This window comes from Collinsella tanakaei (assembly GCF_016900375.1).
Classification (GTDB): Bacteria; Actinomycetota; Coriobacteriia; order Coriobacteriales; family Coriobacteriaceae; genus Collinsella.
This window is the reverse complement of record NZ_JACJKB010000005.1, coordinates 1-24,932: the sequence shown is the minus strand read 5'-3', so window position 1 is coordinate 24,932 and position 24,932 is coordinate 1. Positions and strand designations below refer to the sequence as shown.

Annotated in this window: 22 protein-coding genes; 13 read left to right on the top strand and 9 right to left on the bottom strand. The window is 62.8% G+C overall.

Features of this window, described 5'->3' with window-relative positions:
* Window position 1 precedes the first annotated feature (1 nt).
* Window positions 2-496 (top strand): gamma carbonic anhydrase family protein, encoded by a 495-nt coding sequence (locus H6A16_RS04530; protein WP_204616523.1) that lies wholly within the window; start codon window positions 2-4, stop codon window positions 494-496.
* 221 nt (window positions 497-717) lie between these two features.
* Here H6A16_RS04530 and H6A16_RS04525 read toward each other — a convergent pair whose 3' ends face one another.
* Both H6A16_RS04525 and H6A16_RS04520 read right to left on the bottom strand, forming a co-directional pair.
* Window positions 718-1,902 carry a M20 family metallopeptidase gene (locus tag H6A16_RS04525; RefSeq protein ID WP_204616522.1) on the bottom strand — a complete coding sequence of 395 codons (1,185 nt, stop codon included), beginning with the start codon at window positions 1,900-1,902 and terminating at the stop codon, window positions 718-720.
* A 57-nt stretch (window positions 1,903-1,959) separates the two neighbouring features.
* The gene (locus tag H6A16_RS04520) at window positions 1,960-3,402 is read right to left on the bottom strand and encodes a YfcC family protein (protein WP_204616521.1); all 1,443 of its coding nucleotides are present in this window, start codon (window positions 3,400-3,402) and stop codon (window positions 1,960-1,962) included.
* Window positions 3,403-3,697: 295 nt separating this feature from the next.
* On the opposite strand from H6A16_RS04520, the gene H6A16_RS04515 reads away from it, so the two are divergent.
* Complete coding sequence (locus tag H6A16_RS04515; protein WP_204616520.1) at window positions 3,698-4,330, top strand: HAD family hydrolase; 633 nt, start codon at window positions 3,698-3,700, stop codon at window positions 4,328-4,330.
* 49 nt (window positions 4,331-4,379) lie between these two features.
* On the opposite strand, the gene H6A16_RS04510 is transcribed toward H6A16_RS04515, so the two are convergent.
* Together H6A16_RS04510 and H6A16_RS04505 are read right to left on the bottom strand one after the other, a co-directional pair.
* Window positions 4,380-5,465, bottom strand: coding sequence for a DUF3089 domain-containing protein (locus tag H6A16_RS04510; RefSeq protein WP_204616519.1), 1,086 nt, complete (start codon window positions 5,463-5,465; stop codon window positions 4,380-4,382).
* A gap of 178 nt (window positions 5,466-5,643) precedes the next feature.
* The gene (locus H6A16_RS04505; RefSeq protein ID WP_204616517.1) at window positions 5,644-6,720 is read right to left on the bottom strand and encodes a DUF3089 domain-containing protein; all 1,077 of its coding nucleotides are present in this window, start codon (window positions 6,718-6,720) and stop codon (window positions 5,644-5,646) included.
* Between the two features lie 338 nt (window positions 6,721-7,058).
* Here H6A16_RS04505 and H6A16_RS04500 point away from each other — a divergent pair, with 338 nt between their 5' ends.
* A complete protein-coding gene (locus H6A16_RS04500; protein ID WP_204616515.1) occupies window positions 7,059-7,541 on the top strand; it encodes an aminoacyl-tRNA hydrolase in 483 nt (160 codons plus the stop codon).
* Between the two features lie 136 nt (window positions 7,542-7,677).
* A complete protein-coding gene (locus H6A16_RS04495; RefSeq protein ID WP_204616513.1) occupies window positions 7,678-8,838 on the top strand; it encodes a DNA/RNA non-specific endonuclease in 1,161 nt (386 codons plus the stop codon).
* Window positions 8,839-9,406: 568 nt separating this feature from the next.
* On the opposite strand, the gene H6A16_RS04490 is transcribed toward H6A16_RS04495, so the two are convergent.
* Both H6A16_RS04490 and H6A16_RS04485 read right to left on the bottom strand, forming a co-directional pair.
* The gene (locus H6A16_RS04490; protein ID WP_204616511.1) at window positions 9,407-10,768 is read right to left on the bottom strand and encodes a tyrosine-type recombinase/integrase; all 1,362 of its coding nucleotides are present in this window, start codon (window positions 10,766-10,768) and stop codon (window positions 9,407-9,409) included.
* A 16-nt stretch (window positions 10,769-10,784) separates the two neighbouring features.
* Window positions 10,785-12,023 carry a hypothetical protein gene (locus tag H6A16_RS04485; protein WP_204616509.1) on the bottom strand — a complete coding sequence of 413 codons (1,239 nt, stop codon included), beginning with the start codon at window positions 12,021-12,023 and terminating at the stop codon, window positions 10,785-10,787.
* 167 nt (window positions 12,024-12,190) lie between these two features.
* Here H6A16_RS04485 and H6A16_RS04480 point away from each other — a divergent pair, with 167 nt between their 5' ends.
* Window positions 12,191-12,382, top strand: coding sequence for a helix-turn-helix domain-containing protein (locus H6A16_RS04480; RefSeq protein WP_204616507.1), 192 nt, complete (start codon window positions 12,191-12,193; stop codon window positions 12,380-12,382).
* Between the two features lie 105 nt (window positions 12,383-12,487).
* On the opposite strand, the gene H6A16_RS04475 is transcribed toward H6A16_RS04480, so the two are convergent.
* On the bottom strand, window positions 12,488-12,625 hold the full coding sequence (locus H6A16_RS04475) for a hypothetical protein (protein ID WP_204616505.1): 138 nt from the start codon (window positions 12,623-12,625) through the stop codon (window positions 12,488-12,490).
* Window positions 12,626-12,642: 17 nt separating this feature from the next.
* On the opposite strand from H6A16_RS04475, the gene H6A16_RS04470 reads away from it, so the two are divergent.
* From H6A16_RS04470 to H6A16_RS04440, 7 genes are all read left to right on the top strand, one after another.
* Window positions 12,643-13,857, top strand: a complete 1,215-nt coding sequence (locus H6A16_RS04470; protein WP_204616504.1) for a VapE domain-containing protein — start codon at window positions 12,643-12,645, stop codon at window positions 13,855-13,857.
* A 364-nt stretch (window positions 13,858-14,221) separates the two neighbouring features.
* Window positions 14,222-14,710, top strand: coding sequence for a hypothetical protein (locus H6A16_RS04465; protein WP_204616503.1), 489 nt, complete (start codon window positions 14,222-14,224; stop codon window positions 14,708-14,710).
* A 47-nt stretch (window positions 14,711-14,757) separates the two neighbouring features.
* Window positions 14,758-15,204, top strand: a complete 447-nt coding sequence (locus H6A16_RS04460) for a hypothetical protein (RefSeq protein ID WP_204616502.1) — start codon at window positions 14,758-14,760, stop codon at window positions 15,202-15,204.
* A complete protein-coding gene (locus H6A16_RS04455) occupies window positions 15,191-16,522 on the top strand; it encodes a hypothetical protein (protein WP_204616501.1) in 1,332 nt (443 codons plus the stop codon). The genes H6A16_RS04460 and H6A16_RS04455 overlap by 14 nt, the downstream gene beginning before the upstream one ends.
* A 55-nt stretch (window positions 16,523-16,577) precedes the next feature.
* The gene (locus H6A16_RS04450) at window positions 16,578-18,557 is read left to right on the top strand and encodes a type IV secretory system conjugative DNA transfer family protein (RefSeq protein ID WP_204616500.1); all 1,980 of its coding nucleotides are present in this window, start codon (window positions 16,578-16,580) and stop codon (window positions 18,555-18,557) included.
* A 216-nt stretch (window positions 18,558-18,773) separates the two neighbouring features.
* On the top strand, window positions 18,774-19,151 hold the full coding sequence (locus tag H6A16_RS04445) for a hypothetical protein (protein WP_204616499.1): 378 nt from the start codon (window positions 18,774-18,776) through the stop codon (window positions 19,149-19,151).
* A 54-nt stretch (window positions 19,152-19,205) separates the two neighbouring features.
* The gene (locus tag H6A16_RS04440; protein ID WP_204616497.1) at window positions 19,206-19,379 is read left to right on the top strand and encodes a hypothetical protein; all 174 of its coding nucleotides are present in this window, start codon (window positions 19,206-19,208) and stop codon (window positions 19,377-19,379) included.
* A gap of 75 nt (window positions 19,380-19,454) precedes the next feature.
* Here the strand turns inward: H6A16_RS04440 and H6A16_RS04435 are convergent, their stop codons facing one another.
* A complete protein-coding gene (locus H6A16_RS04435) occupies window positions 19,455-19,934 on the bottom strand; it encodes a DUF4313 domain-containing protein (protein ID WP_204616495.1) in 480 nt (159 codons plus the stop codon).
* Between the two features lie 86 nt (window positions 19,935-20,020).
* Window positions 20,021-20,317, bottom strand: a complete 297-nt coding sequence (locus H6A16_RS04430; protein WP_204616493.1) for a DUF2958 domain-containing protein — start codon at window positions 20,315-20,317, stop codon at window positions 20,021-20,023.
* A 461-nt stretch (window positions 20,318-20,778) separates the two neighbouring features.
* Here H6A16_RS04430 and H6A16_RS04425 point away from each other — a divergent pair, with 461 nt between their 5' ends.
* Window positions 20,779-24,480, top strand: a complete 3,702-nt coding sequence (locus tag H6A16_RS04425; RefSeq protein WP_204616491.1) for a helicase-related protein — start codon at window positions 20,779-20,781, stop codon at window positions 24,478-24,480.
* Window positions 24,481-24,932: the final 452 nt, after the last annotated feature.

Genomic DNA, 24,932 nt, shown 5'->3' with positions numbered 1-24,932 from the left:
CATGAGCGCCGAGAACACGCAGCCCGCCATCGATCCCGAAGCCTTCATCGCCGAGGGAGCCGTCGTCCGCGGCGACGTGCGCATCGAGCGCAACGCGAGCATCTGGTACAACGCGGTTCTGCGCGGCGATGTCGACAGCATCGCCGTCGGCGAAGGCTCGAACATCCAGGACGGCTGCGTGGTGCATGTCGACCACGGCTGCCCGGTACGTATCGGCAGGAACGTGACCGTGGGCCACGGCGCCATCGTACACGGCTGCACGATCGGCGACGGCACGCTCGTCGGCATGGGCGCCATCATCCTGAACGGCGCCGTCATCGGCGAGGGCTGCATCGTGGGCGCAGGCGCCCTCGTCACGCAGGGCAAGCACATCCCGGCGGGGACGCTCGTCATCGGCAGCCCGGCGCGGACAGTGCGCGCCGTCACCCCCGAGGAGCGCGAGCACAACCTGGCAAACGCCCAGCTCTACGTAGAAGAGGCCCGCGCCCAGCTGTGAGGTGCAAATTCGGGGACAGGCCCCAAACTTTCATTGCTGGTGGGTTCAAGCTTGGAGCAAGGGAGCCTAGCAATGAAAGTTTGGGGCCTGTCCCCGAATTTGCACGGGCCTCGCCCCGGAGGGCTGCACCGCCCCCGGAATTGCATCCCAGAATATGTACTGCCCGGTCTCGGCGGAGGGCCGAGACCGGGCAGTTCGCGCATCGAATGCAGCGGCGATCCCTATGCGTTCGTCTTCTTGTTCTGGGCGAACTCCTCGCGCACGGCGTCCATGAGCTCGGGCGTGGTCACGAGGTCATAGGCGGTGCCGGCAATCGCCTTGGCGCCGTAGATCACGGCGTTGTGCGCATCCTCGGTCTTGCCTGCGTCGATGAACTCCTGCGAGTGCGACGACGTGCCCACGGGCACGAATGCCACGCGGATGCACGAACCCGGAACCTCGTACATGACGTTGCCGAAGTCGGTCGAACCGGTCTTCTCGCGCGGGGCGGATAGGCGCGGTGCGCCCGCGAGCTTGGCGTTCTCCATCAGCAGCTCGTTCAGCTTGAGCACGGGGATCTTGTTATAGAAGTCGTGCTTGAGCTCGACATCGTAATCGACGCCCGCGATGAGCGCGGCGCCCTTCACGATGTCCTTGAAGCGCGCGACGACGCCCTCGAGGTTCTCCTTCGAGAACGAACGCAGCGAGAACACGCCCTCCGCCTCGGCGGGAACCACGTTGGACGGTCCGGGCAGTTTGCTCACCGTGTAGTGCATGCGCGTGTCGTCGCTCACGTGCTCGCGCAAAAACTCGATGCCGTTGAAGGCCACGAGCAGCGCGTCGAAGGCGCTGCGGCCTTGGTCGGGAGCGAGCGCGGCATGCGCACGGTGGCCATGGAAGCGCGCCACGAAGGTCTGGTCGGCCAGGCAGCGCACATCGGTGCAGGTCGTGGGCGAGCCGTGCATCATGAGTGCCACGTCGATGTCGTGGAAGCAGCCGTTCTTGATCATGGTCGCCTTGGCGCCCTGCGTCTCCTCGGCAGGCGTGCCGTACACCACGAGCTTGTAGGGCTGCGCGCCATCGGTCAGCGCGCGCTGGACCGCAAACGCGGCGCCCAGGATCGCGGGGCCCTGCATGTGGTGGCCGCAGCCGTGCCCCAGGCCGATCAGCGCGTCGTACTCGCACAGAAGGCCGATCGAAGGCCCGCCCTCGCCCACGGTGTAAACCGCGCGGAAGGCCGTCTCGAACCCGCCGATCCCGCGCTCCACAGTAAAGCCGTGGCGCTCGAGCTCGCCGGAAATCAGCGCGGAAGCCTCGTACTCCTTACCGTCGTACTCGGGGTTGTCGAAGATGTGATCGGCCATGGCAACAAGGCCATCGCGCTGGTCGTCCACATACGAGAACAGCTCGTCTTTGGTGATAGCCATGTGAAACTCCTTTCCGATGTCAACGGTGAAAGTTTGGGACCTGTCCCCAAACTTTCATTACACGTAGCCGATGGCCTGGGCGATCACCATCATCACGCAGCTGACCGCAAGGATGATGAGATACAGCTTCCACATGAAGGCCATCCAGCGGTCGTACGGGATGTTGACCGCGCCGAGCATGCCCATGAGGGCCGTGGAGTGCGGCTGCACGTAGTTGGAGAAGCCGTCGGAGAAGTTGAACGCGAGGACGGTGGACTGGCGCGTGAGCCCGAGCAGGTCGCCCAGCGGCGCGGTGATCGGGATGACGGCCGAGGCCATGCCGGAACCGGACACGATGACGAAGCTGACGAGCACGTTGGCCAGGAACATGACCGGGCCGATGAGGAAGGAAGGCGTGCCCTCCATGACGCCGGCCATGAAATGGATGACCGTGTCGGTGATGTTGCCGGCGGTCATGATCGAGGAGATGGACGTCGCCAGACCGATGACCATGGCGGCGGAGAGCATGCCCTTGCAGCCGGTCAGGAACTCGGAGGACAGCGACGAAGGGGTCTCGCCCGCAAGGAAGCCCTCGACAACAGCGAGCGCGAGGAACACCGCGGCGAGCTCAGGGGTATCCCAACCGAAGCTCACGCTGCCGACGACCATGGCGGCGAGCGCTGCCACGAGCGCGAGGATGATGAGCGTTTTGCGGAGCGTCATCGAGCCGAACGACTCGATGTCGAGGTGCTTGAACTCGTTGTCCTTATCGAGCTCGTACATGGGGCTCTTCGTGGGGTCCTTGCGGATCTTGTTCGCATAGTGCACGAGGTAGACGTTGACGACGACCAGGAACACCACGAGGTTGATGGCGCGGTACCACAGGCCGGAGTACGGCGCGAGGCCGGCGATCTCCTGTGCGATGAGGGTCGTCGACGGGTTGAACGTACCGGTTGAGAAGCCCACAGAGCCTCCGAGCAGGATGATCGCCACGCCCGTGATGGAGTCCAGGCCCATCGCCATCGCGATCATGACGACGATCGGCGCGAACGCGATGAACTGGTTGACGCCCTGCGTCGTGCAGATGAGCGCGAACACGGTGGTCATGATGGGAATGAACAGGAACAGGCGGTTCTGGAACGCCTTCGCGACCTTTGCGACGAGCGACTGGAGCGCGCCGGACTTCGTGATGAAGATGAACGCGCCGCCCGAGAACATGATGAGCAGCATCAGGTCGATGCGGCTGCACATGGCGTCGACGATGTAGAGCGGGATGAGCAGCGGGTTGACCGGCGTCTGCTCGATATACGAGAACTGCTCGGGGTCGACCAGCATCTGGCCGCTCACGGGGTCCTCGTAGCGCACGTACTGACCGGCCGGGACGATCCACGTCAGCGCCGTGACCGCCAGGATGATGACAGTGATGATCACGAAGGTGTGCGGAACCTTGAATTTGCGCTTCTTGGTTTCGGCGCCGCCCGCAGGCGTTGCCGTTGCCGCAGCTTTCTCGGTTGCAGCCATAAGCCCTCCTATTTGTATACCGATTTACCTGCAGCTTCACGCTACAGGCCCTTTCCCTTTGCGCCAAGACCGACGCGTGCATAAAAGCGTACTGAAATTGTGTGACAGGTGTGTTTCCGCAGGCATATTAGGACATCATTTTCCGGCAATCGGTGACATGTCATCGGTTAACGCATCAAGACGTCCTAGCCCCGGGATTGACACAGCCGGCAGTAAAACCACCGTGCTGCCCCACACGCACCATGAGACCATGAAAGTTAGGGGACAGGTCCCAAACTTTCACTCGGAGGCGCCCATGAACCGCTACCGCGCCGTCATCTACGATATCGACGGCACCGTGCTGAACACGCTGAACATGAATATGTATCCCCTGATGCGCATCATCAAGGAGGAGACCGGCGAGGACTGGGCCTTCGAGCAGGTGCTGCGATTTGCCGCCTATCCGGGCATGAAGGTCATGGAGGAGCTCGGCGTGGCCGACCCGCAGGGCACCTACGCGCGCTGGGTGCGCTACGCCAACGAATACGAGGAAGGCGCCACGCTCTACAAGGGCTTTGACCGCGTGTTCGAGGCGCTGCGGGAGCGGGACGTGCTGCAGGCAGTCGTGTCGGCCAAGACGCGCCGCCAGTATGAGCTGGACATGGTGGCGAAAGGCCTCGACCGCTACATGGCCGCCGCCGTGCTCGCCGATGACACCGACCGCCACAAGCCCGATCCGACTCCCCTGCTCATGTGCGCAGACCAGCTGGACATCGCGCCGGGCGACGCCCTGTACGTTGGCGATGCGCGCTCCGATTACGAAGCGGCGCGCAATGCGGGCATGGATTTTGCCTATGCGACCTGGGGCAGCGTGTCAGCGGAGGGCATCGACAGCCCCACGTGGACGCTCGATATCGTGGGCGCCGTGTGCCCGGATGTGAGCGCATAGGGGGTCGGCGGCTGGCGGCGTAAGACCGTCCGGCTCGCCCCGGGGCGTCTTAGGCCGCCTCGTCCAGATAGGTATCGAGGCGCACCTGCACGTTCTCCTGCAGGTTGCGGTAGAAGAACTGGTAGTCGTACAGGTGGTAGACGCCGTCCTCGAAGATGGAGAGGCCGGCCGGGTAGTCATCGGGCGTGACATCGGACGCCTTGAGCGTGCCGCGGGCGTCATCGATGTAGGCGCCGGTGAGCTCGGGGATTTCGCTCGTGATGCTACCGCTGTAATCCGTGAAGCACGCGCCCTCGTTTTCGCTCCTGTCGGCCGGGGTATCGTCGGTCTTCCAATTGAGCGGGTTGATGGCGAGGGTCTTTTCGCCCTCGGGCACGACCAGGGAATCGTCCGTGTCGGGCGACTCGCTGTTAAAGGACACGATCACGCCGGCGTCGCTCTCGCCCTGCGCCATCTTGAGCTGCGGATGCTGCTCGACCTCGTCGGCCGTGACGCGCCAGCCGATGGCGTAGCAGGCGACGAGCCGCTCCTGCAGCACCGGGTCGTCGAACAGGTCTTTCATGAGGCGGATGCACAGGTCGGCGCCCTGCGAGAAACCGGCCAGGATGATAGGCCGGCCGTCGTTGTAGCACGCCAGGTAGTACTCGAAGGCGGCTTTGACGTCGGCGTAAGCGATCTTGAGATACGGCTCGCGCTCGGCCTCGGGCAGCTCGTAGACATTCAGGCCAATCTGCTGGTAGTACGGCGCGAAGAACCGGTTGTCGCTCTCGGCGGCGTCCTGGTCGTAGATGCCCTTCTCCATGTTGATGGCCCCGACGAAGCTCTCCTTGGTTTCCTCGTCGGCAAGCGACATGTTGCAGGCGTCGTCCGTACCGCCGTAGACGGAGGGGCAGATGAAGAAGACGTCGGCGTTGGTGTCGGTTGCCGGGGCGTCCGTTTCGAGGTACGCCCAGCTCGCGGTCTGCGCGTAGTCGGTAGCGGCGGGGGCTGCGGGCGGCTCTGGCGACGCGGAGCCCACGGCCGACGCGATGGCCGAGCCGGAGGCCTGCGGGCCGTCTTGCTCCTGCGCGCATCCGCAAAGAGCAAGCCCCAGGCAGAGGACGATTAGGGTCGATGCCAGACGACGAACTTTCATGCACATATCCGTTTGGGCGACCACGGGCCCCGCGATAGCAGGCCTGCAGCTGCCCCGCTCCTTTCGCGCGACAACACAGCAACAGCTGAACCGCTTCACAGGGTAGCGGATATGCCGCCGCGCGCGAAAACGTCGGCACGAATCGCGAGATTGGAGCGCGGATGGCCGCACGCAGGATTTACGCCGCTTCGGCCAGAGTGGCTCGCTCCTCCATGTAGGCCTCGGTGCGCACCGCCACGTTCTCCTGCAGGTTGCGGTAGAAGAACTGGAAGTCGAAGCGGTGGAACACGCCGTCCTGGAAGATGGATAGGCCTGGCGTGTACTCGTCGGACGTGACGTCGGTCACCTTGAGCGTGCCGCGGACTTCGTCGATGTAGCCGCCGGTGAGTCCGGGAATCTCCTCGGTGATCGCCCCGGTGCGGTCGGTGAAGCACGCCCCCTTGTTCTCGCTCCTGTTGGCCGGGGTGCTGTCCGTTTTCCAATTGAGCGGGTTGATGGCGAATGTCTTCACACCCTCGGGCACAAGCAGCGAGCCGGTTGTTTCGGGCGACTCGCTGTTAAACGAGATGATCGTGCCCGTGTCGCTCTCGCTCTGCGCCATCTTGAGCTGCGGATATGCGTCGATGTCGTCCTGCGTTATGCGCCAGCCGATGGCGTAGCAGGCGACGAGCTGCTCCTGGAGCGCCGGATCGTCGAAATGCTCCTTCATAAGGCGCAAGAGCATATCGGCACCCTGCGAGAAGCCTGCCAAGATGAAGGGACGGCCGTCGTTGTAGTGCGCCAGGTAGTACTCGAAGGCTGCCTCGACATCCGCGTAGGCGATCTGGAGATACGGCTCGCGCTCGGCCTCGGGCATCTCGTACACCTGGAAGCTGATCTGCTGGTAGTACGGCGCAAAGAAGCGATTGTCGCTCTCGGCGGCGTCCTGATCGTAGATGCCCTTCTCCATGTTGACCGCGCCGAGGAAGCGGTCCTTGGTTTCCTCCTTGTCGAGCGGCATGTTGAGGGCACCGTCCTGAGCATCGTATGCCGAAGGACAAACGAAGAAGATGTCGACGTTGGCGTCGGTCGCAGGCGCATCGGCCTCGAGATACGCCCAGTTGGCGGACTGCGCGTAGTCGGCGACAGCAGAGGCGGCCGCCGTCGGCGATGGCTGCGCGGAATCCGCGCCGGGAGCAGTTGAGCCATCCGCTTGCGGGGCGCTTTGGGCGCAGGCGGATAGGAGCGCGCCCATCCACACCGTGATGAAAGCCATGGCGATTCGATATGCAGCGCTACGCATTTCCCTCAGACGGAACTGTCGCCCAGCCCTTTAGGGCCAAAAGTCCGCCTGCCTCCCCTCATACAATAAAACATAAGGTCATCCCTCAGGGTATCATGCGCGTCGCGCCGGTTGAACACCCTGGAGGATGAACGGCCGGCAGAAGCGGGGCCCTTCATCCCTTGCCGGATATATTCTGGCTTCGAGCGATTGCAGAACCGGAGGCGCAATCTGACTTATCCAGAATTGACGCGCTCGTCGAGCAGATGCGCTAGAATGCGACCCTGCGCGGCAGCCGCCGCGCGCAAGATCGAGTCCCGAGGAGACCCGCTATGTACAAAGCGAAGCAGATGATCGTGATGCGCCGCGACCTCAAGATGCGCAAGGGCAAGATTGCTGCTCAGGCGGGTCATGCCTGCGTGGAGGCAGTGCTGCTGGCGCTCGTGCGCGATGGGCGGCTCGACGACATCCGCATTGCGGGCGACGACTGGATCGAGCTCGCGCCGACGCCCATGGCTATGGAAGATGCCGTGTTCGACGCCACGACAGGCGAGATCGGTGCGCCGGCGGCCGCTATATCGCCGCTCGAGGCGTGGTTTTCTGCGGGCGTCGCGAAGGTGTGCGTGTACGTCGACTCCGAGGAGGAGCTGCTCGATCTCGACCGTCGCGCCCGCGAGGCCGGCTTCATCTCGGCGCTCGTGCGCGACGCCGGCTACACCGAGTTCCACGGCGAGCCCACCTACACCTGCCTGGCTCTGGAGCCGCTCTACCCCGAGCAGGCCGATCCGCTGACCGGCGAGTTGCCGCTGTTTTAGGTCGCCTCCGGCACAGCGCGCGAGAACCTTGGCCGGCAGCCGATCGACCGTTCGCGTTCCGAAAAGGACCCGCGCGCCACGATATACAACCTGGGGTGTAAGCTTTCGGTAAGACGTCACTCCTCAGGAGAGCCCCATGTTGTGCGCCCGACTCATAGCCATGCTTGCGCTTGCCCTGGCGCTTGCGCTTACCGGCTGTGGCGACTCGGACAAAGATGCCGCTCCTGAGATTTCGTATGAAAGCGCGCAGGTAGCTGAGCCTGAGGAAACGCCTGTCGAAGAATCGGACGGCGCGGAGGTAGTCGAGGAGACTGACGCTGTCGAGCAACCGCCCGAGATCTCCGAATCGGGCCCTGAACCGCAAGAACCCTTGCCCGAACCTGCTTCCGAGCAGCCTCAAGAAGAGCAACCGCAGCCACAGGGCGTCGCATACCTTACGTGGGATGCAGCGCAGTACCCCGACTACTACACCGTCACCGGTGCGGCCGCCTATGATCCCGCAGTCGTACCTGGAACCGTGGCCTACCTGCCGCTCGATCGTTTGGGTCGCGCCGCCGGCGTTGTCGCCTGCATCACGGGCGCCCAGCGTGCTGCCGCCCGCGACGACACTCGCGACGATGACGACGCCGTGGAAGATGACCCCGTCGGCTGGCCGCAGGACAATCTGATCGCCGTGGTTCCCGGCATCACCGAGCGAGATTACAAGGGATACCTGTGGAACCGCTCGCATCTGCTCGCCCACTCCCTCGGCGGAAACGCCGCCCGGGAGAACATCGTCGCCGGCACGCGATGCATGAACGTCGGCCAGCGCGATAATCGGGGCGGCATGGCGTACTGCGAGTCCCGGGCACGCGATTACCTCGACAGCCATCCGAACGGCTGGCTGTACTACGCGGTCACGCCCGCATACGAGGGGTCAGAACCCATCTGCCGCGGTCTTTGGATCGACATGCGCTCCGATGACGCGTCGATCGACCAGCGCGTTTTCGTGTTCAATGCGGCGAATGGGTACCAAATTGACTATACGGGCGCATCGGCCGTCGGCTACAGCTCGACGACCGTCAAGGCGGCGCCGGCAGAACCCGTGCAGGAGCAGACGCCCGCACGGGACGCCGGCACGACGGAACCCGAAAGCCCGAGCGTCACATACATCCTCAACACCAATACCGGCAAGTTCCACCTGCCGTCATGCTCATCGGTGGACCAGATGGCCGACCACAACAAGCAGGAGTTCACTGGCACCCGAGACGAAGCCATCGCCCTTGGGTACGATCCCTGTGGGCGCTGCCACCCCTAATGAAAGTTTGGGGCCTGTCCCCGGGCTTTCATGTATAGGGCTTTCGGCTTTCCCGCCCATTGCAGATAGCTCGGGACCAAATACGCGACTTTTGAGATATCTCATCATATTAGTGGGTTTATCGGAAGCTGAATCGGGCTGTTTTTATGCACGACGAACAGCATCGCAGCAGGTAAAGCTACTTGCTTATCCATTCAGTTAAGTTACACTGCGTTGCTTAGTTGATAACCCTCTCAAAAGTCGCGTTTTTGGTACCGCCCCCCTTGCCGCGCATCCCGGAGCTCGCTCGATGAAAGTTTGGTGCCTGTCCCCGAACTTTCACAAAGAAAAAGCTCAGAGGCCGTAAGACCTCCGAGCTGCAAGTTCTTGGTCGCGGGGGCAGGATTTGAACCTACGACCTCCGGGTTATGAGCCCTGCTCCCGGGTTTGCCTAGCATAATCGATGGTGGGTATAGCAAGTTATCCAAGGCAGACGCTGATAAACTTCGCTCAGATTCTTCATCGCGAATTCGTCGCACCGCCCTTGACGGAAGATTCATCGCGGTTTCTTCGCAGTCCTTTCGACCTCTCACCCACCGTTTTTAGCCCTAAACTCGTTCGTCTCGCATCTCGATGCCCCTGAGACGACCGCCACAAACCCCTCATCCATCCTGGCCCAGCAAGCTCCAATGGCGCCATTGCTCGGGGATGCAGACCAGAGAGCGCAATTGCGGCACCTCATCTCCTCGTCGTCAGGGGACAAAAGCCTGCCGAGCGCATCAAGGGCCTCGCGCCTAGCCTGATGATCCGTATGGGAATATCGCTTGAGCATCTGCATCGTCTTGTGACCGGTGATGCTCATGGTTGTGGCGATGTCCGTGCCGACGTCCTTCTGCAGTATCGTCGTTACCGTATGACGAAAGCCATGGATCGTGAAGTCGGCAGGTAGGCCGTATTTAGCTTTACTCCTCCTAAACCACTTCTCATACGTTGTCTTCAGGGTATGGGTCCCTTTGCGATTACTCACGATCGGGGTATCGGGCCCCCATTTGAGACCCTTCTCCGCGAATTCCTTTCGCTGAATTGCCTTCCACTTCCCTAAGGCCTCAATCAAGATGGCGGGGCACGGTTCTACACGTTCGTCGCAGGTTTTGGTCGACTTGACCTGTTGCGTATCTTTCACCATCGACTTCGTGATATACAGCCCCTCGTCACGGACATCCGCCCACGTCAGCGCCAGCATCTCCGACAAACGCGAAGCGGTAAACAAGCAGATGAGCAAGCCTACGGTTTTCGCCTCGAGCTCATCAGCGAGCACCCATTCGAGAAAGTTCCTGCACTGGGCCACAGTCAGCGCCTCACGCTCTTTCGTATCCCTCTTTGGCTTATCCACCTTATTGCACGGATTTGCCTTGAGCATGCCGTATGCAACCGCACGGTCGAGGATAAGCGAGAGGGTGCTGTGGATATGCTGGAGATACGTTCCGCCGATGGGGGCAGCCCCTCCGTTGCGAGAGTCGTTGCTCCTAAGTCCCGTATAGAGCTCGTTCACGAGCATCGGATCGATGGAAGATACGGCCACATCCCCAAAATAAGGGCTGATTCTTTTGATATGGACGCGATAGTCTTCAAGCGTACGGTTGGCAACGTTGCCCTGAGCCGCCCTGTCCGCGACAAACTTCTCGGCAAACTCCGCAAACGTCATCGTTGAAGCCGAGTCTCTTCCGGTAACTGTTTTACGGTGCTCCCGAATCTCGGAGATCGCTCCGCCGTGATAGACGAACGCGTTGATCTCTTTGATCGCGGCGATGGCCTCGGCTTCCGTTCCAAACGTCTCGATATGGCTGTCATATCTGTGCAGACTCTCGCTGTACCCCAAAGGGTACTTTATCTGACAGCTTCCATCTTTTCTTCGGTAGTAGGAGCCCTTGCAATTCGGAACACGCGTCATGGCTTCCTTCGCCACCTTATCTCGAAGCTTTTTCCGCTCGCCTGATCATGCTCATCCGACATGCCGGGCCGCACCACTCTTTCAATGGACCCATGTTTGACTGGATAACCGCACAGCCGCAATTCGCGCAAATCGCAATCCTGTTGCTTCCTCGATAAACGATTTGATAAACGATATCAGCAAAAACGGAATGCCTCTGCATGGATAGGGTCGGAGGAATATCGAATCTTGTCTCAGCACATTCAGACCATCCAAGATTCGCTATGGCCCCATCCTCTGATTGCAGGCGACACCCCGCCACGGCATCAACCAAAGCGGATGCCACTCGTTTCGCGACGGCCTCCTCCCCCTCATTCGCCATGGTGCAGAGCATGTACCTCCTCTCGTCTGCGGTTCTCCATCCGCCGAGAAGTGAGATATAGTCTCCTGATGCCACCGGAGCCGTCAGGAGAAACACCGCTTTACCGCCGTCGAGGCACTCAGGTCCAAAGCACCTCGCGATTACCTTTTCTGCAATCTGAGCAATCCAGCTTGAACGAGCCGCCACCCTCTCCCCTCGCGTAATCGCAGACATCAGAACTTGATAATCGGAATAGTCGCCGAGCTTCGCGGCAAGAGACGAGAGATTGGCCTTCAAAGGTGCAAAGAATGGGTTGTAGGCAAAGGGGATCATCCATACCTCGCCGCCAAACGTTTCGTTGTCCCTCTTCGTAAACCCCGCCGAGATCATCGGAGAATCGCTGCCCGAAGAAATCAGAGCGAGCAGTTTGGAGACCAAGCCTGCAACGTTCCTTACAAAGGCCCAATCAGCAAAAGGCTCAATCACCAATTCACACCCATTGACCTCGCGCGAATCGGATATCGAGCGCAGCCATTCAGAGCCAAACGAACACGCCTTTTGCGCGTTCCTCGCCGCAGACAACCCGTTCTTCGGTGTCGCGCCAACATCGAAATGGGACTCATACTGGAGAAGCTCTGGATTAACGGGGCCCAGCCTGAGAGACCCCGGCTCCGACAGGGCGTCGCTTATGGAAGCGCACCTCGGCCCTCGACCGCCCTCGAGATTGACCCCCATTGGAAGCAGCGGCGGGAATGCAGACACCGCGGCAGCGAGCTCACGCGGCTTCTTCGCGGCGAGCAAGCTGTTGATTGCATTCATGGTCAGCGGGGCGTTGCCCGCCGACCACTCCTCGCCCTTTGGCCATGCCCGCACGAGCACGTGCATACCAATCTCATTGGTAGCGATTGCCGCCAAACTCATTGGATCCTCCCTTATCGATTTCGTACTACTAGTATTATAGCTGCTTATGTTTATGGAGCTGTACTATGACTTTGAACATTTCTTGCCTTTATGGATCAAGTATGCCTATAATGTTCTTAGTCTTATGAGATTACTTTAAACATAGTCAGGAGGTGATATGTATGGACAAGATGCTTACTCTCGGTGAATCCGCACCTATCGCCCGTTGCTCGCCGGCAAAAATGTATCGGCTTGCACGCAGCGGGGAGCTGCCGTTTCTGAAGGTCGGCTCGACTTGGATGATTTCCGAGTCCAAGCTTTGCGAAGCGCTTGGACTCAAGCCGACCGCGGCAGGCGCAGAGAAGGGCCGCTAGCGATCTCCTGGCAGGGACTTAGCGGCCCGGCAATCGCCACCCAATTGTTGACAAACGAATATATAGATGGGAGACGCCATGATTGATATTACCACTATCAACCGGCTACATCTCGAGAGCGTCCTGAAGGAGCATGGACTTGCGGACGACGCGCAAGTCCATGGGAGGGAGTTGGCCCTCAAGCTCCTCGTCCTGGAACTTCGAATCGAGGAGCTCGAGAAGCGCGCAGTTATGCAGCATCAAGCGTCAGGAGCTCTGCAATGAAGCGGCAGGACGACGAGATGGGCCCAAGCCGCAATCCCTCAATCATTGACATCGTCGGCCACCTTGAGGACATGGGCATCGAACTCGGATTCAACATGCTGGTCCGGGAGCCGTTCAAGACAGGTCCGCTGCCATGGGCCCCAAGCAATCTACAGAGGCCCTGGACCGACACAGACGATTCCCGTCTGTACGCAGCGCTTCAGTCCGACATCGGCCTTCGCTCAGACCGGAACTACGAGCACGCCGTCCGAATCTACGCGGACAATCGAAGCTATGACCCACTCGTCAATCTTTTAGACTCGCTGCACTGGGATGGGGCGGAGCGCGCAGGCTCCCTTTTTTCAATGTACCTTGGCGCTCATGAGTCAGAATACAATGTGGAAGTTGAGCGGCTATGGCTATGCGAAGCAGTTGCGCGCGCATACCATCCCGGTGCGAAATGCGACTACACGCCAGTCCTCGCAGGACCCGGTGGAATCGGGAAAAGCACTTTCGCTCGGCTGATGGCTCTTGAGGACCAACTCTACTGTGACTCGGTTAACGATCTCAGCGACGTCAAACGCTGCGGGGAGCTGATCAGAAGCAAGTGGATCGTCGAGCTCGCCGAGCTCTCTGGAATCTCCGGGCGGGCTCTCGAAGGCGTGAAAGCCGGACTGACCCGGCAGGCGGATGAGTATCGTGGCGCATACTGCCGTCGTACGAACATCTTCCCGCGTCGAGCGGTTTTTCTCGCAACGACCAATGATATCGATTTCATCAGCGACAAAACCAGCGGAGCACGAAGGTTCCTACCGGTCGCATGCGGAATCAACCGTCCGACCTCTTCTTTGTTCGCGCCCAACTCCCACCATGTCGCCGAGCAGGTGTGGGCCGAGGTCGTGTACTGGATGAAATCGGGCGACGAGCGCTTTCGATTGACCCTATCTCCAAAAATGGAGATGGAGGCGGCCAGGCAGCGCGATAATTTCCGGGAGGAAGACCCACTCGTACACCCCGTCTTGGGGTACCTCGCGCGAAATACAGACCATCCGATCTGCACTCGAGAGGTCATCGAGCGAGGGCTGAAAACAACACCGACCTTGGCGCTGTGCAAGCACGTTGCACGGATCCTCACCAACGACGCCCCGGGATGGGTCGCGAGCGGCAAGAGGCTCTGCCTCGGCTACGGAAAGCAAAGGTGCTGGTCCCATCAACATCAAGATAGGGATTAGGTGCCGCAGAGGGTGCCGCTCGGCTGTCCGTGCGGCACCCTCGTAGCCCCTTTTATCAGGCGCCTTTCATCAGGGTGCCGATAGCGCCGGTCTTTTCCTCGCATCTCAGCAAGGAGCAACGTATCCAACTCCTCGAAAAACATCGGCACCATGGGCACCCGGAAAAACAGCGCACGAAAGCAGGTGAAGACGGGGAGCCGCAGGGCCCGACATCGGCACCCAACCGGCACCCATTCGTTGCCCAATCGGCTTTCGGCGATCTGAGCCGGCAAAAAAGTAGGCAGGCATCCGGCTCCTTTCACCAAACCAAGCCACCACAGCTCCAACCAAGCATCCCTTGTCTCAGATTGAAAGGATATACGCTATGGATTACAAGGTTCACATTACCGGCGACAGCAATACCGAGATCACGCTCACCGTAGGCGACGCCATTCGCACATATGTCGCCAAGGGCGATGCAAAGGTGATCGAATACGACCCCGAGAACTCTAAGTACACGCCGAACCGAGCGGTAATGATCCGCCCGGTCCGGCCGCTCTCGAGCGGTCCCGGCGCGGTCGTGATGCTCATCGACCCCGGCGACAACTGGCACGGGACGGTCGACAGCGGTCTGCTGCGACGGATCACGAGTCACCTCCGCATTCCCGACGCGGAGCTCGTCCCCTTCCTGCTTGACAAGTTCACGAAGCTCGCCCGCACGGCTTACGGCGCGGAAGAGCAACCGGACAAGTACCTCGCCGCGTTCGGCTCGGAAATCGAGCGCAACACGAACTCCTTCGAGGTGATTCGGGCGCTGCCCGCAGACGCGGCACCGGAGGGCTATCCCATCGTATTCGACGACATTCCCTTCTAGCGGCGGGCGACCTACCGCTAGAACCCTTTACATGAAAGGAGTTCGTTATGGGAACCAAGAAGCGCGTCATGAGCCTGAGGCTCGACGAGGACGCCCACCGCCGCCTGCGCGCATACGCCTCGTCGAGGGGAATCGCCGATAGCGCCGCCGCGCGCGAACTGCTGTCAGCGGGCCTAGCCCGCGACGGGCTCGAGCTCTACTCCACCGAACTCGGTGCCTACCTGCGTGGCGTGATGCGCCCCCTGATCGAGGAGATCGACGGGTCGCTCGAGCGGCGCAACGCCGAGCAGGAAGACAGGATCGCGCGCGTCGTGCACCGCGCGACGCGCGGCTCGGTCGCAGCGGCGATCGCATCCTGTGAGCTGCTCAAGGAGGCGTACCCCGGCCTCGCGGACGTGCCGCTCGCGGACGTGTACGCCGCCTACGACGAGCGGGCGCGCATGGTGCAGGCGGGCATGACACTCGAGGAGGCGATCGAGCGTGCGTCCGGGTAGGGGCAGCTTCTTCATGAGCGCCCGGGTGCACCTCCCGGGCTCTCCCGGCCGCGCCTCAGCCTCGGCGGGCGGCGTCGGCTACATCGCGACGCGCGAGGGAGCCGACCGCGGGCCGACGCCCGAGGACGAGGCCCGCGCCGGCCTCGCTGGCTACGCGGGCGCTCGGCCCGGGTCCACCGCGCTGTTCGACCGCGACGGCGCGGTAGCGGTCGCCGCAGCCGAACGCGCCGTCGCGCAGGCGGACGGGGCGCTGCTCACGCTCGTCATGAGCGTGAGGCGCGAGGAGGCAGATGAGCTCCGACTCGCGTGCAAGCGCGACTGGGAGCGCTACCTCCGCAGCGAGCTCGACCCGGCGCTCGCGCGGATGATGGGCGTCCCCGAGTCGGACGTCCGGTGGGTCGCTGCCGAGCACGGCGGCCAGAGGGGCGCCGGCGGGGACCTCACCGCGGGCGAGCACGTGCACGTCATCGCGTGGTCGGCGTCCGGCCGCTTCGCCGCCCTCGTCGGCCGGCGCGATCTTGCCGAGGGCAGACGCGCACTCGCCGCCGCGGCGCTCGCGCCCGCGATGCCCGCGGCGCTGGCGGACCGTGACGCCGCCCGCGACGCCGCGATCGCCGCGATGCGCGAGGTCACCGCGGCGGATGTCCGGGACCTCGGCCTGCCGCCAGACGGCAGGATCTCGTACGGGCACCTGAGACGCTGGCACCCGGACGCGGCAGCCAGAGTCGCCTCCGAGCTCGACCGGCTGTCCGCTGCCCGCCCGGAGATCGAGGATGTCAGGTCGTCGTTCCGGGAGGCCGTGCTGCGATGCGCGTGGCTCCGAGGCCTCGAGGGCGATGCCGCCGAGCGGGTCGCGGAGAAGGCCGCTCGCGACCTCGACGCGAGGCTCGCCAACGCACTCCTCCGTGTCGTCGCGCCCGACAGGACGAGGCTGCCGCGGGAGGGAGGCGCCCCGCAACGGCGCTTGGAGCCCGCGCCGGATCACGGCCCGGGGTCGCTCAGGATGAGGATTCCCGCGCCAATGCCCCGAGAAAGCGGACCGGGGGATACGCATGGGCGTAGCGGGTATGCATCTGCCGCACTTCGGAAGGCGGCAAGAGCGCTCACCGCCGCCTCAGACGAATCGAGACAGCTCTCGGACGAGGTCGGCCGCGAGACGCTCAGGCTCATCGCCGCGGTCGGCGGGTCCGCACTCGCAGCGGCGATCGAGCGGAGATCCCGTCGGCCCGAAGAGGCACTAGAGCATCCAGTCAAAAGCAAGCACTCAACCGAAAGGAGCATCGGAGATGGAGAAGTCGTTCAACATCGAACCCGATGAGCGGCTGAGGTCAGACCTCGCCGCGGGGGCAGTCTGGGGCGCGGCCGCATCAGCCGTGGCGGTCCCAGCCGTCTGGCGGAGCGCCTCGTGGTGGCTGGCGGACACGGCCTGGTCGATATCCGCCGCCTTCGAGGGGCTGGGGCTCCCGGCACCGCCGAACCCCGGCCCGGAGCCCGCCGCGGCCTTCGAGACGCCTTGGGAGGCGGTCGCTGGCGCCGTTTCCGAGGGCAGGGCCGCCGAGCTCGCCACATGGTGCGTCGCCGCCCTTGTCGCCTGCCTCGTCGCCGCCGCGGTCACGCACCTGAGGTGGCGTGCCTCGCTGTACGACGGGACGTGGGTGGGCGGCTCGCGCGCTCCCGGGCGGCCGGTCCACGGCGACGCCCGCCTCGAGGCATCGCCCGCCCGCGTCCGGGCGCTCACCCGCGGCTGGGAGGAGAGCGCCGCCCCCGAGGGCGGCACCGTCGCCGTCGGGGTCCTCGGGGGCTCGGTCAGGCTCCTCGACTCGGTGCACGCCGTCGTGCTGGCCGAATCGGGCGAGGGCAAGAGCCGGCGCGTCGCCATCCCCACGATCTGCGCCAACGCGTTGCAGGGCCGCTCTCTGGTCGTCAACGACATCAAGGGCGAGCTCTACGCGTTCACCGGCCCGTGGATCGAGTCCCTCGGGACCCACCGCGTCGTCCGCGTGAGCTTCGACGCCCCCGCCGCTTCGATCCGCTTCGACCCGCTCGCGAGGGCGAGGGCCGCGTACGCCTCCGAGGGCGCCGGCGGCGCCACGAGGGAGCTGCGCGAGCTCGCCCGCTGCGTCGTGCCCGAGGGCACCAACGAATCCCAGCCCTTCTTCGCCGACGCCGCCCGGAACCTGCTGGTCGGCTTGTGCTTGTTCGTGATCTCGAGCCCCGAGGTCCCCGACGGTCAGCGGACAGTGTCGACGGTGATGGGCCTCCTCGCGGCACGCGGGGGCAAGGGGCCGGCAGCGCGCGTCTCCGCGCTCGCGGAGACGATTCCGGCGGGCGACCCCGCGCTCGAGTTCCTTGCGTCCACCACGGAGGGCGGCGGCGGGGCCAGCGTCATCACGACGCTGGCGACGTACCTCGTCGAGTACGCCGACCGCAACGTCTGCCGCATGCTGCGGGACGACGAAGTTGACCTAGACTCGGTCGGCGAGGTGCCGACCGCGGTCTTCGTCTCCTCGAGCTCCGCCACCGGTTCATATGCCCGGCTCGTGCAGACGTTCGTGTCCCAGTCGCTCTCGGCGCTGCGGTCGTGTGCGGCGCGCAACGCAGGCAGGCTCCCTGTCGAGACCGTCCTCGTGCTCGACGAGGCGGCCTCCCTCGGTCGATCGGAGCGCCTCGTCCAGGATCTCGGTGAGATGAGGAGCGAGGGCCTCCATCTGCTCTTGGTATGCCAGTCGTTATTACAGCTACAGTCGGTCGCGGGCTACTCGAGGGACGAGGCGAGCACGATTCTGGACCTCCTCAAAGATAAGATCGTCCTCTCTTGCTCCAACGCCGACACCGCCCGCATGCTGTCGGCAGCCATGGGCGACTACACCGCCGTCGCCGAGTCGAGAAGCGTCACCCGAGGGGCGAACTCCGGGTCGACCAACACCGGCGAGAGCCTGATCCGCCGCCCGCTCATCGCGCCCGCCGAGCTCATGCGCTGGACCGGCAGAACGGTCGGCGCGCTCTGCATCGCCGGCTCGCGCGTGATCGCGGTGCCCAGCGCCGACGTCTCAGAGACGTTCGTCGGGCGCATGCTCGGCATGACGTCGCCGGAAGCCGAGCGAGCGATGATGGTGAGCACCCTCGCCGACCGCCCCGACCGCAACGGGGAGCCGCCCGAACTGTGGCAGCCGCCGGAGCCCGAGCCGAAACCGAAGCCCAAGAAGAAAGGGGCAGGGCGTGCCCCGGAAAAGGGGAAGGACACCGGACAGGTGCCTACCCCAGAAGACAGGGAAGCGCCGCGCGGCAGGGTGCCGGAGGGCTTCAAGGCGCCCCGTAAGCGCCCGCTATCTGCAGGAAAGACCGATCCGTAGTCGCCCCGGCCCCGAGCGTTTACGGCACCGGGCACCGCCGCGCAGGCGGCGGCACCGCCCGCCGCCTGCGCGGACCCGAACCCGGCCCGCCGGGTTGCACCGTATCCCCGGCGCGGCGTAGTCGCGCCTTATCCTGCTCTCCTCCTCTAAGCCACTTCGCATGTCCCACCCATCAGCCGCATGCAGCATAGGCAAGCTATCGAAAGGAAACTGAAGATGAAGATTCGCAAGAAAATCGTTCCACCCGTCAGGAGGCGCGCAGTGCAGCATGGGCCCTTCGGGCCGAGGGAGTGCTGCAAAGTCGATTACGGGTACTGCCCGCTGGAGGAGTACCTCCCGCGCGACCTCGAGAGGATGCAGATTCCAGACCTCGGCGGCCCGAGGGCGAGGCCCGCGTACTGTCTTGGACTCGCCGCAGCCCTGCTGCGCGAGCGCGAAAACGGACGTGAGGGCGTTGACGGATACTTGCACATCGTCGGTGCCGCCGACGGGCGGCACCGGTCGTGCATCCGCGACCTCTTGCATGAGAAGGGGGTCGAACTCGACCTGTACCGCGTCAAGCCGAAGGACCGGGGCCTCCGCTACCCTAGCTAGAATGGCCCGACGGCAACGAGCGCCGTGGGGAAACAAGCGAGAGAGGAGAGTCCCGTGAACGAGAAGGCAGTGGCGATCAGGCTTCTGGAGGAGGCGCAAAGGCACATCGAGGCGGGGATGAACGGCATGTGGGACGCCGGCTACATCGACGGCCTCATCGAGAGCGCATTGATCGTTCTGGACCAAGACGAACCCGGCGCGCAGCCCCCGCGAGTGGAGGGAAACTAGCGGGCAAACGATTTGGATGCCGACGCACAAGGAAGGCGCCCGGCCATGCGGCCGGGCGCCTTCCTTGTGCGTCCTTTATGCGGACCAAGCCCACACCCGCTCGGATAACGCCATAGCGGCGGAGAGGGGAACCAATCTCCCGAAAACGCGGGATGGTACAGCCGCGAGGGGATACGAGCAGAACCCCGAACGCACCGAGCGCCCCGAAAGCTCGAGGACACCCGCATCGACGAGGGCATCGACGAGCGCGGCAGGGACGTTGTTGGCGTCCACGACCACGTGCCCGGGCCGCGAGCACCATGCGGCGGCAACGGAGTCGCCCGGCAGGTTCACGGTGACGACGTTCCAGATCTCCAGATACCCCTCCTCGTCGTCCGGGTCTGTCACGTTCAGGGCGACGAGCGCCAGCCCGCCTCCGCGCTCGTACCCGTCCGCGCACACCGCCAGCATTACGCGCTCGCCCCAGCCCGTCACGTACTCGACGACGGGCATCTCGCCCGCGCACTCGGGCGCGCCGCCTTCCGTCAGCCTGCCATGTTCACCGAACGTCGCCATCCTCTGCTCCTCTCTCTGGTCTACCATGGGGAAGGCGGGCGCCCCGGCTCCGGCCCCCAACCGGCCGGGGCGCCCGCCTTCCGCGCCTACCTCGCCTCGCTCACCGGCACGGGCTCGAAGTGGAAATCGCGCTCGATGACGTTGAATCCCCTCGAGCGGTTCAGCTCCTCCATCTCGCGGATGGAGAAGTAGCCCCACTCCTCCTCGAACCCTCTCACGAGGCCGAACGCTTCGCCGCTCTCGGGGTCGTACTCGGTGACGAGCCACGTCCACCCGCCGAGGCACGAGAACAGCCTCGCGCGCGCGATGGGGTCGTCCTCCTCCTCGGTAGCGTACAGTGCCGGCACCGTCTCCGCGATCTCCCTCGGCATCAGCTCGTGCATCTCCGTCTCCCTTCCGGGCCTCTCGGTCCATCATCTCGCCCTTGCGGGCAAAGCCCTAGGCGACGCCCCGCGCCGCCTTGGCTTTGCTCTCTGCAAAGCCGCCCCGGAGCGAAGCGGGGTCAAGGGAAGTCCGCGACGACCTCCACCAATCGGAGCGCAGCGGAGATTTGTGCGAGGTCTCGTGGGCCCCCTTGACGCCGCGCAGCGGAGGGGCCACCCGGTTGCGGGGGGAGGTAGCTTCCGGCGAATGCCGAACATAATGCAGTTTTTGCAGGGCTTTTCTGTCTGCCCCGCCGCTTTCGAATCCCTCGTCCCCCAATTTGCGACTAGACGATGCGCACCCTTCCGTATGCCGGTAATTCCGCTAGGCGATTCAGAGCCCCATATGGGCGGCACATCGGCTCTATGGGTTCTGGGGTGTAGACTTTATTTCGTCCCAATCGACAATGATGAGGTGCGCCATGACAAATCCCCGCCCTTTCGATATCTGGCTTCTGGACAGGATCCGCAGCATCGTCCGGAAATATGAGGAAGAAGACGCTGCAATCTTTTTCCTTGGCTTGAGCGCACCTCAAGCCAAGCTCCTAGCAGGATGCGACCAAACGGTAGAAACCGTCCGTGAACTTCTCGACGACGAGGGGCACCTTGACTATCGCGCTCTCTCCTCAACTAGAAAACGCACCTTCCGCTCGCTCAATCTGACAGACGGGCCCCAGCTTCTGCTTTACGAGCAGCTGGGGGGCATCAGGGGTTCGCTTGCCGAACTTTATGACGGTAAAGTTGTCATCGTCAGAAACAACCTGTTCCTTGACTCGGAAGGATACCCTTGCCCGGGCGGCAGACAGGACATGGAGGAACTCATGTCCCATCTTGACGGCGGTCAAGGCGAAGAGCCCCCTTCCGCTCAATGCTACGGCCAGGTGTCTGAGGTCGGAGGGCACTATCTCGTGTCCCCCATCCGTTTCGAAGATGAGATTCCCTGCGAATCCATCGACCTCATCGAGGGCGTGGATGACATCTACGGCGGAGAAGCGCTCACGGATCCCGTTAGCGTTCCCGGACCCCAGTACCTCGCGGCCCGCCTCGCGGTCTCACACAGAACGATCGAGAGCATGTCCTTCGATCTGGGGGACGCATCCATGGGGGAGCTCGGCCCCGATGGGGAGACGCTGCTGGCGCTTGCCGGCGTGCTCTTGGATTGCGGAGCCGACTGCAGCATCGTTAGCCCAAGCACCCGAGAGCAAGATCCCCATGGAGGCGAAAGGCTCCTCCCCCTCCTCGAGCGCTATTGGGGCGACGGGGCGTCTTTCCGCATGCTGAGCCTCTACAAGAACCCTGATAAGAACAACGAGATGACGGAGGTCTCCCAAGGCCTGATTTCCGAGTATGTGGTCAAGCAGGCCGAGCTGGCAATCCAAGGCTCGGAGAACTTCACGAACGTCCTCGTGACGGCGCCCACCGGTGCCGGGAAATCACTGCTATTCCAGCTCGCCGCCCTCTACCTGGCAGAGACCTATGGCGTAGCCACGTTGGTCATCGAGCCCCTCAAGGCGCTCATGGACGACCAGGTGAGCGGCCTTAGGGCAAAGGGGGTCAAATCTGTCGCGGCGATAAATTCGGACATCTCCTTCGATGAGCGCCGCCACGAGCTCGACCGCGTAAGGCGTGGCGAGGTGTCCATCATCTACCTGTCGCCGGAGCTTCTGCTCTCCTCGAACATCGATGATATCTTGGGCGGCAGGAAACTCGGGCTCGTCGTTATCGACGAGGTCCACACCGTCACCTCTTGGGGCAGAGATTTCAGGCCCGACTACTGGTATCTAGGCCCCTACCTTTCAAAGTTGCGCCGGCACGGGATGCTCTTCCCGGTTTTCTGCCTCACGGCCACAGCCGTCTACGGCGGAAGAGACGATATGGTCAATCGGACGATCGGGGACCTGGAGCTTGGGTCGTGCAAGCCCTTCCTCGGAAATCCCCGTCGCGAGAACATCTCCTTCTCCATCCAAATTCGCAACAAGGCCAATTTCCGGGGGTTGACGGACGAGGTGAAGTGCGAGCTTGCCGTCAACTGGATCAACGATGCGGTGGCGAACGGAGACAAGGCGATTGTCTACTGTCCCTACAAATCCCATGTGGACAGGATCATGGACGCCGTCGGCAAAGAGGACGGACGGGTCCTCGGCTTCCACGGCGACAAAGACAGGGAGTACCGCAATCTTGTGACTTCTGCATTCAGAAAAGGATCCTGTAGGGTCCTGGTTGCAACCAAGGCTTTCGGAATGGGCGTCGACATAGGCGACATCACGAAGATCTACCACTTTGCTCCGACCGGAAACCTCGCCGATTACGTGCAGGAGATCGGACGAGCAGCACGTGACAAGAAGCTACGCGGCATAGCCGCCATTGATTTCTTCAAAAACGACAGCTCTTACGCCAGGCGCCTCTACGCCATGTCCCGTTTTGCGCAATGGCAGCTTCGGGAAATCATGGGCAAGCTGTACTCGATCTACGCGTCAAAGCCGCGCGGCAACCGCAGCCTGAACATCTTGGTGTCCCCCGACTCCTTCTCCTACCTGTTCGCGCATGAACGGGAAGAGGTCAAGCCCAACAAGATCAAGGCGGCGCTCATGATGATCGCCCAAGACCTCAAGGAGACCTACAATTTCCCGGTCATGGTCGTTCGGCCAAAGCCGACCTACACGACAGCGTATGTCTGCATCAACTCAGAGACTGAGAGCTGGTTCCTCTCAAGATACGGGAAATACGTTAGGAAACTTGACGACGCCCATGTCCGATACGAGACCGTCCCGAATCAGAACGCCGTCAGGATCCAAGACCTCGGCAGCATCTACCTCCTGCATGCTGACAAGATGTGGGAGGAGGAATTCTCCGACAGGACGTTCGGCATGTTCAAACACGACCTGTTTTCCGGAAACATCAGCCCGATGGAGGGGGTGCCCACCCTGTCCCCGCGCCTCGTGCTGAAAGTTACTTACACCGAAGATTTCACAACGGTGGAAAAGCGGTTCGCCGCCTATCTGACAGCCATCAGGGACGCCTTGCTCTCTCTCGCCAGAGACGGAGAGTTCAGCAAACGGGATTTCTCGCGTGCATTTGAGGAGCGCCTCGACGCATCAACGCCCAAAATCAGGAGCGCCGAGGCGCTCCTGGACCTTTTCGTAAAGCCATCGGGAACAACGCAAAGCAACCGGAAGGGGATCCTCAAATTCGTCTTTCGGAAAACCTCCCCGAGCGGGAGCAGCGCGACAGCCCGCCATAGCTATCAGGTCAATGCGAAGCACGCATCCGTCTTCTACAACGAGGCCATGCGGGCCCTCCACCTCCTCAACCCCGGCGAATCGAAGGCATGCACGCGATATCTCGATCCCAATGCGCTAGGAGCGCGCTATGACCTCGCCGAGCTGCTCCAGGCGCTCGACCTCGCCACGTACGAGGCGCGAGGGGGCGAGAACCCTGAGATTTTCATCCGTCTCAACGATCCCAACAAGCTGAAGGCCCTCTCGGACAATCCGAGGTACAGCAATGCGGTTTTAAAGGAACAGAACGAGAGGCACGACTATGCCGAGCGAGTCATAACGGGGTTCTTCATGACAACCATGGGCACGGAGGAGCGCTGGGACCTCATCGAGGAGTATTTCCTCGGCAACGACGACTACGTGGCGGGACGACTCGGCCTATCGAACATCGCGCAAGTGCAGGTCGAGCACGAGGCGCAGCGGAAAGTGAAATATAGAGGGAGGGACGAGATCCGCACAAGGCTCCGGACGCTGCTGAAGACCGAAGGGACCGACTTCGCCCCGCAGCCCTACTTCAGGATCTGGCGAGGTCTAGAGAGGGAAGCGGACACGCTGGAGGAGCGCCGCGACTTTGAGAGCCTGAGAGGCGCGACGCGGGGCTCCTACTACGAGCTCCCGACGCTGAAGCCGGAAATCGCGATCGAAAGCACCGGTGAGATACTCCATCCCCTGCTTGCATGGAAAGAACGGAAGGTCCTGCTCTTCAAGCAGCGCTCTGCCGCCGAATACGACCTGGCGAAGCAAACGGACTGGAAGCCATACCTGCTTGGACAAGGAGACTCTATCGCAGGCCTCGCCGAAGACATAGCCACCAGACCACATGGGGGCTCGCGCGGAGATCGGTAGGACGGCAACGCGAGCCCGCGCACCCGGCGGGCCAGCGCCGCCGCACTATCTAATCCAGCCGGTGGCGCAAATCGCCAAAAGGCCAGCATGGAAAACGCAAAGGCAGAATCACTTGGGACAAAAAGCCGCCCCACTGCCTTTGCGGAGAGTGAGTACTGCACCTAGTTAGTACCGGCGCTCCACAAGGGCGGCACCGCCGTTCCGCATATGCGGTACCGGCCGGTGAACCCGATAACCTTTCAGCGAGGAGGGCACCATCCGGGCGCCCTCGCCCGTTGGAAGGAGGCCCGTATGGCCACTAAGAAGGAGATCGTGCGTCAGCTGCTGAAGGGGGTGAGTGAGTAATCGTCCTTCTCGGTACCGGGTGCAGCGCGAATCGATACCGCCTCGCGCCCACGCCGATATTCCCGTTCGATACCGCCGGTATTCCGCCTCGGTACCGGCCGCGGACG